This is a genomic window from Stenomitos frigidus ULC18 (genome assembly GCF_003003795.1).
GTDB lineage: Bacteria > Cyanobacteriota > Cyanobacteriia > Leptolyngbyales > Leptolyngbyaceae > Stenomitos > Stenomitos frigidus_A.
In genome coordinates, this window is record NZ_PVWK01000165.1 from 1 (window position 1) to 11,089 (window position 11,089).

Here is an 11,089-nt window from a genome sequence, read left to right on the forward strand (position 1 = left end):
ACCCATGTAAACGGTGGATCTTAGCGCCTTTCCTCGCAGGGGCATGTCGCTTTACGTACCTTTGCGTCAAGGAACCCCTCAGTTAAGTTTGCCATTGCCTCGCTGGAGTTGAGCCGATCGACGACCCAAAAAGTGCCACGTGAGGCTCTAACGCTTTACCTGTAGAAGTTTCAGAGCATCGGTCATTGAAGCCACACGGCTGCAAGCGCTGCCTCATCCAGGGTCGTCTGTCCGGCTCGACCCTATAGAGAGTAGCAGCACTGCCGCTGAGACCAATCGTTCGCTGGTGGGAAATCGCACGGCGATCAAAGGGTCCTTCAGACAGAAACAGACACCACCGCAACTCTGTCGTCCAGTAAAGAGCCGGGTGCACTGCCCCAGCTGCATGCGCTTGTCTAAGGTTTACTGCGCCCACGGCTCCAGCAGGGTAAGTGCAAGTGTCACAGCGCCAGAGCCAAACCCACCGCCTTCACAAAGACAAATTGGTATCATAAAAACAAATTATGTTGCAAATTCGTAAAATAATGTTACATTGGTTTACATAAAGTAATAAAAGGATGACTGTATGACTGCTGCCACCGTTAACACACTTGACTTCCGTTCCATGGCCCAGGCGCTGGTGACCAGCCGCCAGTCCAGAGTCGGCACGGACAGAGAGCTCGTACCAGCCGAAGCGAGCGTCCGCAGTCAGCGTGAAGGTCAGCAGTTTCTGCGTCAACCCAATACCCTCGGTGCCACTGTGGATCAAGAGGGTCTCACCAACAACTATGCGGTGGAGCCGCCCATGTATTACGCCAATTTTCCCGCGCCTGAGCAGGTCCGTGGCTATCTCAAGCAAGGGGCAGTGGCAGCGCTCTTCACAGTCACTGTGCTGCTGACGGCTTTGGCTGTAAGCTAAGCGTGCCGCTTGCCTTGAGCCGGTGCTGAAAGCCGCTAGGAGTGTTTTGCACACTTCCTGGCGGCTTTTTGCTGTGCCTGAAGCAACACAGTAAAGTCGTAGTGCCGTCGCTTTTTACTGCCAGGGCAGTCGCAACGGGAAGGGGTTTGCGACGGATGTTTCTGGTATGGGTGACGTGAGGCTGAGCGCTTGCGAGAGCGTGGCGCTGAGTGTCGGGCTCAAACCTGACCCCAGTTTGAGTTTGAGTAGTTCATTGGTCGCCAGCTCGTCTAGCGTTTGGTAGCTCAACTGGTACTCCAGAATCGAGACCACTTCTTCGAGCCACTCGTCTGGTAGCTTGCCTCTCAATTCGCGACGAATTTGAACAATGACAGGGTTTGTTTGGCTAAACATAGTGTTAGAAAGTGACTCTACAAAAGTGCCGTAACCAGTGCCGTGTGGACTGCCGTAAAACTGCCGTATGGGGTGCCGTAAAACTGCCGTACGGCACACGGCACTTGACGTAAACTCCACTCCGTCTAGGTTTCGACCCAACGCACCCACTCGGCGCGGGAAGTGCCGTCTGCAAACGTTTCGATTAGGTTGAGTTTCATGAGCTCCAGCAAAAGTTCAGTCACCTGCTCCGCGTTTAAAGCATTGTTTTTGCCCCAGCTTTTCTTGAGATCTCTGACCGCAATGGCACCTTTCTTACGCAGGTAGATGCCTAAGTTCTTAAGGTCACTGACAGGTAAAGAGTCGAGGCGGCTACGGGTAGAAGCGGTCTCGTCCTGGGGTGTTTCTGCTTGCCAGCAATCCTTTAAGAAACCCACCACTTGAGTACGAAAATCCGGTGGCTGACCTGGTTGTACTGTTGGCGTTTTGGGTGGCGTTGGTGGGACTGATTGTGGCTGCGTTTGTGGCTGCGTCCACTGTGTAAAGTCAGTCAGCTTGCGCTCAATTTGAGGCAGCTCGACTGCTAACCACTCTGAGTGTCCCGGCAGCTTGAGTTTGCCCTTGCCACTCGAAACAGGCTTCAACGTCGTGGGGTGAATGGTGGGAATCAGTTCCAATTCCAGCAGCGCCGCATCGCGTAACCGGGCAATGCCTTTGGCATCCCCTAACGCCGACAAGGTCCGATCGTGCGCGACAAACAACGGTGGCATCAGCACTTTCCGGCTATCACTCATGGCTGACTTGAAGAACTTACTCCCGATGTCACCGGGTAGTCGATCCGCCCAGTTCGTCATCTCTTCTGACACCACGCTGGTGATGCGCTGCTGCTGCCGTAACGACTGCTGCCAGTCTTCCTCAGTTAAGCCCGAACGGTTGAATTCCTGGTAGCGGCGCTCGATTTCGTCGAGGTACCACCGCAAGAACTCAGCGATCGCGCGGTAATCCATCCCGGCACCGATATGCCGGATGCCCTGCCATTCGTGGTTAGCCGCATGCGGGTCTAGCAAAATCACCTGATGCCCCGCTCGCACTTTCTGCATCACCAGATAACGCGCCGTCCAACTCTTCCCAGCACCCATGCCACCGAACAACAGCCCTGGATATTCGAGGAAGTTTTGCAGATAAGCCGTCGGATCAGCCGTCGTTTCAGACGCGGGCATGACAGGCATCGCTGGCTGCCCAGGCACGACGGTTTCTGACTGTGGTTGCGGGATAGCCTGCGGCTGTGGTAACGCTGACACGTCCTGATAGTCGGCATCCTGGACATCTGACAGATAGGGTGCCATCTGGGGATAAAGCCGTTCGGCAGCCTGCAACTGAGCCACCTGCTGATAGCCTTCCAGTTCCGCGTGATGGGCGATCGCCTGCATCTGCCCTTGCCTCAGTAGCGTTTGGCGCTCCCACTCTTCGTACTGGCGACGGTAGTCGCGTCGTGTTTGGGTGAGTAACCAGGCGGACACGCACAGCCCCGTGCCCATTAAGGACAGTGGAATTTTACGATAAGCCGCCTGGTAGGTCAGTTGCGTACCCAGAAAGCGAACCGTTTCCGGTTGATGCAGGTAACCACTGACCGCGAGCGCCGTGCTGGTCATGCCAGCAGCCAGCAGCCCCAGAATCTGAGGCAGATAAGGATCTTTCACCGCAAAACCTCCTGCACCTGTTGCTGCACTTGCTGCTGCACCTGTTGACTGGTGTGGGCAAGTTGGTCAAACCAGCCCGTGAAGATGGCGACGACGAGCGCGATCGCGATGGCTAACAACCGGGCACTGCGAGCCAGGTAAGCCGGGAGAATCAGAGCCAGTAGGCAGGCGATCGCGCCAATCCAATAGAACGGTAAGAGCGCTGTCAGCCAGCGGGCGATCAAGGTAACAGTGATACCCAGCGCAAACAGCCCGGTGAAGCGGCTGATGCCTTCCAGGGCATAATCGATGCGATCCGGTGCGGGCGTTGCCTCTGGCTCGTAGTAGCCGTCGGACGGTGGCAGCATCAGGGGTGAATCATACTGGTCAAACATGGTTTACCTCACACCCGAAAGAAGTCTTTCACACCATGCCAGAAGCCTTTCCCAGGCTTGCCAGCGGTGCCATAAGTCAGCAGTTCTTTACGAGTCTCTGCTTGTCGCCGCAACGCTTCCTGCACTTGCAGCTGTCGCTGTGCCTGGGGCACTTTCTCACCGATCGCTTTGGCACGGTTCTGATGGCGCAGGTGGATGAGTTTGATGGCGCTCTGGAAGTCCAGTCGGTTCAGGTCATACTCGGAGCGGTATTCCGCTTCCAGCTTCTGTATCCCGTGTCCGGCTTTCTGGTTCAGCAGTTGCAGATGCTTGTCGTAGCCTTTAGAGAGCAGCCACGCATCGAGCAGGCTCTTGTCGATTTGCTTGGAGCCTTTTTCGACTTGCTTTAAGACCCTCTGAACAAACTGCTCGTACTCGACTTGCCCGTCAATCAGCGTGGTGAAGTGCTTCTCCAGAATCGGTAGAATCTCCTTGAGACGGGTCATGGCGGTGGCGCGATCGGCAAACAGGGCCAACTCGTTGTCGCTCATTTGCGGCAAGCGCGCCAGGTCGATGCCGAAGTAACGAGTGGCGCGTTCGGTCAGTGCGCCTGCGTGCGGCAGGATATGGGACTGGATGCCTTTGGGGCTGCTGCTGTAGCCTTTGGCTTTGGGCGCTGACATTAGTTGCACTCCTTGGTTTCAGAAGACCAGAACAAGAAACTGCTGCGATGGGTGTCGCAGAGGGGTGAACGGGGGACAAGGACGACGCGCTGACCAGCGGCACCGGCAAGAAAGCCCAGCACATAACCACCCAAGACAAATCCGAGCACCACAGCGATGCCAAGCAGTACGGTATTGAGCGGTTCACGGTAGGTGGTGACGCGCTCCGGGGCGGTGGGCGGTTGTGCTTGCGCCAGTGCGGTTTCGAGTGGGGTAAAGATGGTGCTGCCGTCGGCTTGTTGCTGCACCAGATAGGGCGTGCCGGTCTGGTCAGCCCAGACGGACAGTTTGGCGGGTGTCGCTTGAACCGCTGGCGGTAGCGCTTTAGGGTTGGGCATGGTTTGAGGCTCCAAGGAAAGTGCTCGCCAGCCAGCCCGTCTGACCCCGCCAGCGCACGGGCACCCACACCACACCGTCTTGCTGCACACGGCGTTCGGGCGACAGTTCCACCAGGTCACCGTGCATCAGTACGCCTAAGACTGCACTCTGCAAACTGGGCGCAGCGCGGAAGTTGGCGGCCATGCCAGGGCTCTGGATCTGGGCGATCGGGAGGGTGGCAAGGTCATTCGGGGTGGCTGGCGGGGCCTTGCTTACAGCCGCTGTGGGCGGCGCTGCAGACGCTTCTGGCGGTTGTGTGGTAGCATCTGGCGATGCTAGTGACGGGGTCGGCAGCGCTGGCGAGATAGAAGGCGTAGCGGTGGGACTGGCGGCGGCGGTTGTGGCTGGTGTCTGCTGTTGCGAGAAACCGAAACCGAACATTAATAGTGGAATAGCAAGCAAGCCCAGAGCCAGGGGTAAACCCCAGTGAGTCGTGGCTTTGGGCTCGGGTGGTGGCACTGGCTGCAGGGTGAAGTACTGCCCTTCACCGGGCACAGGTTTTGTCATGATGGAAGTTACTCCTGATGGGAAGGTTGGGAGTCCAGAGCCAGCGGTTTACTTTGGACGGTGAACGCTGGCCTCTGTTGTTGAGGGGCTGGGGTCAGCCGTCGGTGTGTCGGCTCTCAAGAGCGCCCAGGCGAGCACCAGGAGCATGATTGACAGCAGCAAACGCGTCAGGCGTCCGCTGGAGGCTTTCCCAGGTTTTGCAGTGTGGTGAGAGACTGCTGTAGACTTTGCGTCTCCTGGCTTTGTGCTGTCGCCAGCATCGCGGTGCGTTCGCGGTAGAGACGCGCTTCCAGCTTGAATTCGGTGGCTTTCTCGGTGATCGCGGCTTTCGCTTGCTGGGTCTGTTGCAGCTTGTGTTCGCGCAACCGGATATCGCGCTGCATCTCTGCGGTCAGCACATCGGCAGTTTCAAGGAACTGAGCCGCGATCGCTAAAGGGTCGTCAAACGCAATCACTTCGCTTTGTCGGAGCGTTTCCAGACTGTAGGTTTGCGGTAGTTCTGGCTGGGACAGGACAATCGCATGGTTGCCAATCTCAACGGTGATGCTTTGCTTGTCTGGCTCGACTGGTACTGACTCAGCAGCTTTAGGCTTTTCGTGTGCCAGCAACATAGCTCTCTCATCGTCTGAAAAGTAGCGACAGCCATCGATCACTGCCCCAATTTCGTCTTGGCAGTCAACGCTGGCACGGTCCAACCAACGTGCAACCGTGCGCTTGTCTCTATCGGTTTCGAGGGCAATCGATCGCAGGGTGTGGGGTCTAGCGATTGTCATTTTTTAGCTCCTGATCTTAGTGATGTCATAGGGTCGCCGTACCGCACCGTACCGATGCCATAGGGGACGCTGTAGGGCGTACATGACTGCGCCGCAGCTTTGCCTGCAGACACAGTAACATACAAAACGCAGACATATTAAAGACATTATATTGTTTTACGAAGACGAAACGCAGACATCGCGTGATAGATTGTAACTGAATCGCCTAAAGAGCAGTAATTTTAAGGAGATACAGAATGCTCATTGAAATGAAATTGCCGAAGAATCGACAAAGCCGCTTAGCAGATGACGTATGGATAGCGGGTGAGGCGATTGCCCGTCATTTCCGTATGTCAAGTGCTCGTGATGGGTTTGAGATAGCCGTAAGGGATTACGCGATCAAGATGTCTGAACGCGATCCACAGTTTTACCAACTGTGGGAACAGGTAAAAAATGAAGGCATTGATGGTACCACGCTGACGGAGGACAACTGATGGCGCGCGATCGGATCGACATTTTCATGGAAACCATGAGCGACTGGGCGGATGCCCATCGCCAAGCCATCACCAAAGTCGATCAAACGCTGGCATCGTTGGTCGAGTCTCAAAACAGTCTGACGAAAACGGTCGATCGCTTGGGGCAAAAAATCGATAAGTTAGGCGACAAGATCGACACCCTGAGCCAGGTCACAAATGCTCAACAAGTCATCGCCAGTCAGCAAGCTGCAACGGTAGACCGCCTGGTCGCACTCGTTGATCGGCTGACTGCCAGGAACTAAGGCGGCTGAGATTGAGAATCAGATCATCTCCTACAAAAGCAAGGCTGACGGTTGAGTCGATCTTTCAAGCACAGGATTAAGCATGGGTAGCGTCCGACCAGAAACGAAGGACAAGAAGCGTACCGACAGACCAACAGCACTAGTTTTGAAAAAACTTTGCCAGTGGTCAGGTTCTGCGGTTAGATCATTGATACTCACCACAGCCGGATTACAACAGCAGCGAGTGCTGACGGTGAAGCAACAAGTTTCCACGTTTGAAGCGAGAGGAGTGTCCAGCATGTTCTAGTCAAGACTAGAAGCCAAAAACCCCCACTGCGGCGAAACAGAAGGGGTTAGAAGGCTTGTTATTAAATTTGAAGGATAGGAGCAGGGACTCTAACTGATGCTTTGGAGGGCAGGACGTTAAGTTACCCAGCTTTGCTATGCCAATTTTAGTGTCAATTTGTCAAAAGGTGCAAGAACTTTGACAAATTGCTCTAGTTTTTGCATGGCTTCCTATCCACTGCTCATACCAGTCATAGGGAGTTATTTTGTGCATCAAAAACTTGACCGAGGCAGTGGTAACCAAGCCCTGCCGGCCGTTTGTTTTGGCAGGGAGGCGTAGCGATGAACCTCCCTGCCCCTCAATTTCAGGCAATTCAGGAAACAGACGCGTTTCTGAACCTCTTTCCGCATCGGTTTGATTTCATTTATGCCGAACATCCAGACCCCGGCGATCGCCCCGACTGGAAAACCGAAGACAGACACCCCTTGAGCGATCGCCTGCTCCAAGAAGGCGCTTATCTGTATGGTGTTCGGTTCGGCAAACAGACTGACTACCTGATGCTCGACATCGACCCCGGTAGTTTCTACCATCCCCACCGCGATCGCTTCGCCATTCCACGCCTGCTAGCCGCACTAGAGCCGTTAGGCTTAGTCGAAGCCATCGCCGTGACCAGCAGCTACCGAGGCGGCATCCATCTCTACCTACCCTTTCAAAAGGCGCAAGAAACGTGGGCGATCGCCCAGGTCGTCTCCACCTTGCTCGCCAACGCCGGGTTCAAACTCAAACCAGGGCAACTCGAACTGTTCCCCAACCCTAAACCCTACAGCGAAGCACCCAGCTTGTATGCTGCCCATCGACTGCCCCTGCAGGCAGGCTCCTACCTGCTCAACAGTGACTTTCAGCCGATCTATGGCGAACAAACTACCTTCGTGCAGCGCTGGCAGTTTGCCCAGCACCGCAACGCTATTGATCAGCGCACACTCAAACGGGTCTTGCAACAGACCAAGCGTAAACGGTACAAACTCTCCGGCAAAGCCGAGAAATTTCTTCACGACCTGAACACCGACGTGTTAGCCGGGTGGACGGACTCCGGGCAAACCAACTACCTGCTGGGACGGATTGCCATGCGGGAATACATCTTCGGTCACGTTCAGCGCGGTGTGGAACCCCTCACGGGTGAAGACTTAGCGGCTGCCATCTGTGAAGTCGCGCGATCGCTCCCTGGCTTTGAGGCGTATTGCAGCCATCAGGTAGACCTGGAACAGCGAGCCCTGTTCTATACCCGTTCCATTCAGTCCAGCCATTACTACCCCTTTGGCTCCAAGCACCAGGCAAAAGCTTCACTCCTACCGGATACTGCCAGCGAACCCGCTTCACCGAATCGGAATCAGCAGAAGTCGCAGGAGGCGCGCGATCGCATCCGTCAGGCAGTCAGCGATCTGCTCACCAAAAACGCCTTGCCGACACCAGTGACAGCCCGGAGACAGTCCATCAAAGCTTATGGCATCGGCAACGCCACCCTCGACAAATACAAAGAACTTTGGCATCCCAACCATCTCAAACCCTTACCAGAAGGGGAATACCACACCCTTGCGGGAACTCCCACCCTTCCCGATCAACTGAAACCCTTACCAGAAGGGCAATACCATACCATGAAGGACAATAAGCTTGTGCCCCATGCCGCTGCCCTTCAAGGGCAAGCGGTGGGGTTTCTAGAAGTTGGGGGGTCTGGGGGGTTTTCCACAGGTGTTCTCGGTGAATCTACCTCCCAGAAACCTGTCAGGCTTGAGCAGCAGCTTGCTAAGATGCGGGTATGGTTGGCGAGTGGTGATCGGATTCTGGTGGCGGAAGCCCAGCAGTTCTTTGCTGCCCAAGTACAGCAAGAGTCGGTCAGTCTCGTCAGTACGGATGTCGTAGCACCAGAGAAACCCGAAGAGTGTTTGAGCGAGGAGGCGTTGATGCCAGGTGGTTTTGGACGATCGCAACCGCAACGCCGAGATGGTAAGACTGCCTTGAAAGAAATTCAGCAACTGAGTGTTGTGTCTCTACCACCAGTGCCAGAAGCGGCTGTCGATCTGGCCATGCAAGCGGAAGTGGAGGCATTCTTTGCTCAATACCAGCAAGAGCATCCCGAAGAGACGGTTTTGGCCTGGTCGGCTGGTGTCTACAATCCGCTGGCGCAGGTAGATTTGCTGGCTGTGGGTGCCCGCTACCTGGAGCCAGCGGAGGAAGACTGGCTGGCTCTGGCACGCATGGTTGGTTGGCTGCTCGTTGAGGATGAACTGGATGTCATCTACTTCACCGCGCCACCACCCACTTTTGCTTTGGAGCAAGCCGATTGGTATGTGCGACCGGATTTGACGACGTTTCTGGATGAACCCGTGTTGTTGCGTGAGGTGGTGCAGCAGCAGCCCATCGCCTTAGAGGCGATCCAGGCAGCGATCGATCAGCGCGTGCAGCAATTAGGCTGGACATGGGAGCAGCGTACCCGCTTTATGCTGGAAGTCTGTGAGCAACTGGAAGCAGCTCTAACTCAAGCTGATTGGGAGCTGTTGTTATTTGAGCTGCAAAGTCAAGTCCAGGCGATGAGCGAACGTGACCAACACTGATGGGGGAACACCCTGACTCCCTTGATGATTAGGCGCGGTATCCTCTCTGGAGCGAGTGAAGCTGGCGTGGTCGGCAGTCTGGCATCGGAAGTTAGCTTCGAAAAGGAGGCTGCCCCAACTGCTCTTGCTCCGGTTCAGATCGCGAGTCGCTCATGGAGACCCATGTATAAGCCTGATCAACCGCTATGCACTGCCACAACGCAGGACTTATGGACAGCGTTACTGCTCAAGCGACACTTTAACAGCTTTGAGCCGGAGCCGATCGTGCAAGCCCTCTACGCACAGCCACAACTGTGGCGGAAATTTTGGTTAGGGTGGTTGGTCTTTGACCTGGAGTTTTATCAGAAAACGGGTGAAGCACCCATTGCCCGGCTGTTGGAGATGCTCGTTTACGCCCAAGACGAGCGGCTCTGCCGCAATGATGTGTTGTATATCCAGAGTGCGGATGACGCTTGTGTTCCCGACCTACTAGACCTGGCCAAACAGTGGCATGCCGATGATTGTGAGGTCTACGACCGCACGCGGTTAGCCAAGCTCTTGGGAAACTTGACCACCTTGATTGAGGTGTTGGGTGAGGAGGCAATGGCACCACAGCTCGAAGAGTGGAAGGAGAGAGCGATCTGTACGCCGATCATTGCCATGTGGTGGGATTAGTCGGTCATTGGTGTGGCGTCAATGGTATGGCAGCGGTGCTATACCTCTACTAGGGTTGATGCCGCAGTCTTGGGGCGCGGTCTTGCTATTCTGCCTTACCCTGCTTCTCTTTGGAATATTGCCACAACGCTTGATCCAGTACCCGAATTGAGACGCCAACCTCTGCAGAAAGTTTGCGGCAGTAGAGGGTGTAATCCCACCAAAGCTCGAAAGTATACTGTTGGGGCTTAGAGATACCTAACGACCAAAGTGCTCGCACGTCCAGGATGGGGTAGGGAGCGGAACAGCCAAAGTGGAGCAGGGCAGAGGCCATGGGAAAGCTGACCCCTTTGAGTAAGGTGAGGGCTTCGATCCGAAGTTGTTCACAGTCGGTTGTCAGCGCCGTTTGGGTAACGGCATGGATAAAGGCTTCAGTGTTCTTTTCGCAATGCCTCTGAGGTCGAGGGCTTTTCCATGTGCAGATGCTAAGGAAGTTCTGTCGGGTGTAGTGTCCTACGGTTCTCACGTGGGGCATGACTTCTGCCGTGATGGTGGCTGTTGTTGCCTCTTTGTAGCGGTAGCGGCTGGCCCAGTAGGGTATTTTCTCAGCTTCAAACTGGAGCGTTAACATCGGCTAGTGTTCCTGATTCTCTGCAAGGCGTAACCGCTCCAGTATTCCCATAAAGGGTTGTCTTTCTGGGATGAACGCCGAATCGGGAACAAAGAAGTTTTGGTGTGGATGGCGGTAAACGCCGCATTCCCTTTAGTCTTTACTGAGGTACTGGGTTAACTGCCCCGCGCAGCAGAAGCGATTATCTTAAATGTCAAGTTCATCAGGCAGGTTGAGCAGCAGGTTTCACGGTCAGTTGCTGTGGCGGTTGCCAGTCTGTGCCGTGTTTTAGCATGGCATTGAGAATGATGAGTAGTTTGTGCATACAGGCTACCAACGCCACCTTGGTGGGTTTGCCGCGCTGGAGCAATTGGGCATAGAAGTCTCGCAGCACGGGATTATGGCGCACGGCAACCAGCGTCGCCATGTAAACCATGGGTTCCTTGACGCAAAGGTACGTAAAGCGACATGCCCCTGCGAGGAAAGGCGCTAAGATCCACCGTTTACATGGG

13 protein-coding genes and 1 pseudogene are annotated in these 11,089 nt (G+C 55.2%); 5 read left to right on the forward strand and 9 right to left on the reverse strand.

Features of this window, described 5'->3' with window-relative positions:
- Positions 1-565 precede the first annotated feature (565 nt).
- On the forward strand, positions 566-898 hold the full coding sequence (gene psb34, locus C7B82_RS31045) for a photosystem II assembly protein Psb34 (protein WP_245940178.1): 333 nt from the start codon (positions 566-568) through the stop codon (positions 896-898).
- Positions 899-1,012: 114 nt separating this feature from the next.
- Here psb34 and C7B82_RS31050 read toward each other — a convergent pair whose 3' ends face one another.
- The 7 genes from C7B82_RS31050 to C7B82_RS31080 all read right to left on the reverse strand — a co-directional run bounded on the left by C7B82_RS31050 (position 1,013) and on the right by C7B82_RS31080 (position 5,703).
- A complete protein-coding gene (locus C7B82_RS31050) occupies positions 1,013-1,291 on the reverse strand; it encodes a hypothetical protein (RefSeq protein WP_106261204.1) in 279 nt (92 codons plus the stop codon).
- A 125-nt stretch (positions 1,292-1,416) separates the two neighbouring features.
- The gene (locus tag C7B82_RS31055) at positions 1,417-2,970 is read right to left on the reverse strand and encodes a hypothetical protein (RefSeq protein ID WP_106261206.1); all 1,554 of its coding nucleotides are present in this window, start codon (positions 2,968-2,970) and stop codon (positions 1,417-1,419) included.
- The gene (locus tag C7B82_RS31060; protein WP_106261208.1) at positions 2,967-3,344 is read right to left on the reverse strand and encodes a hypothetical protein; all 378 of its coding nucleotides are present in this window, start codon (positions 3,342-3,344) and stop codon (positions 2,967-2,969) included. The genes C7B82_RS31055 and C7B82_RS31060 overlap by 4 nt, the downstream gene beginning before the upstream one ends.
- Positions 3,345-3,352: 8 nt before the next feature.
- Complete coding sequence (locus C7B82_RS31065) at positions 3,353-4,006, reverse strand: hypothetical protein (protein ID WP_106261209.1); 654 nt, start codon at positions 4,004-4,006, stop codon at positions 3,353-3,355.
- A complete protein-coding gene (locus tag C7B82_RS31070) occupies positions 4,006-4,383 on the reverse strand; it encodes a hypothetical protein (RefSeq protein WP_106261211.1) in 378 nt (125 codons plus the stop codon). The genes C7B82_RS31065 and C7B82_RS31070 overlap by 1 nt, the downstream gene beginning before the upstream one ends.
- Positions 4,370-4,930 carry an SH3 domain-containing protein gene (locus tag C7B82_RS31075; protein ID WP_106261212.1) on the reverse strand — a complete coding sequence of 187 codons (561 nt, stop codon included), beginning with the start codon at positions 4,928-4,930 and terminating at the stop codon, positions 4,370-4,372. The genes C7B82_RS31070 and C7B82_RS31075 overlap by 14 nt, the downstream gene beginning before the upstream one ends.
- A 167-nt stretch (positions 4,931-5,097) precedes the next feature.
- Positions 5,098-5,703, reverse strand: a complete 606-nt coding sequence (locus C7B82_RS31080) for a hypothetical protein (protein ID WP_106261214.1) — start codon at positions 5,701-5,703, stop codon at positions 5,098-5,100.
- Positions 5,704-5,939: 236 nt separating this feature from the next.
- Between C7B82_RS31080 and C7B82_RS31085 the strand changes: the two genes are divergently transcribed.
- The 4 genes from C7B82_RS31085 (at position 5,940) to C7B82_RS31100 (ending at position 9,988) form a co-directional block, all read left to right on the forward strand.
- Positions 5,940-6,176 (forward strand): hypothetical protein, encoded by a 237-nt coding sequence (locus C7B82_RS31085; RefSeq protein ID WP_106261215.1) that lies wholly within the window; start codon positions 5,940-5,942, stop codon positions 6,174-6,176.
- Entirely contained in the window at positions 6,176-6,460 is a 285-nt protein-coding gene (locus tag C7B82_RS31090; protein WP_106261217.1) for a hypothetical protein, read from the forward strand. The genes C7B82_RS31085 and C7B82_RS31090 overlap by 1 nt, the downstream gene beginning before the upstream one ends.
- Positions 6,461-7,066: 606 nt before the next feature.
- On the forward strand, positions 7,067-9,334 hold the full coding sequence (locus C7B82_RS31095) for a bifunctional DNA primase/polymerase (protein WP_106261219.1): 2,268 nt from the start codon (positions 7,067-7,069) through the stop codon (positions 9,332-9,334).
- Between the two features lie 162 nt (positions 9,335-9,496).
- The gene (locus C7B82_RS31100; protein ID WP_181357813.1) at positions 9,497-9,988 is read left to right on the forward strand and encodes a hypothetical protein; all 492 of its coding nucleotides are present in this window, start codon (positions 9,497-9,499) and stop codon (positions 9,986-9,988) included.
- Between the two features lie 85 nt (positions 9,989-10,073).
- Here C7B82_RS31100 and C7B82_RS31105 read toward each other — a convergent pair whose 3' ends face one another.
- Both C7B82_RS31105 and C7B82_RS34060 read right to left on the reverse strand, forming a co-directional pair.
- On the reverse strand, positions 10,074-10,598 hold the full coding sequence (locus C7B82_RS31105; RefSeq protein ID WP_106261221.1) for a hypothetical protein: 525 nt from the start codon (positions 10,596-10,598) through the stop codon (positions 10,074-10,076).
- A gap of 202 nt (positions 10,599-10,800) precedes the next feature.
- Positions 10,801-11,089, reverse strand: a pseudogene (locus tag C7B82_RS34060) (hypothetical protein); the annotation flags it as partial.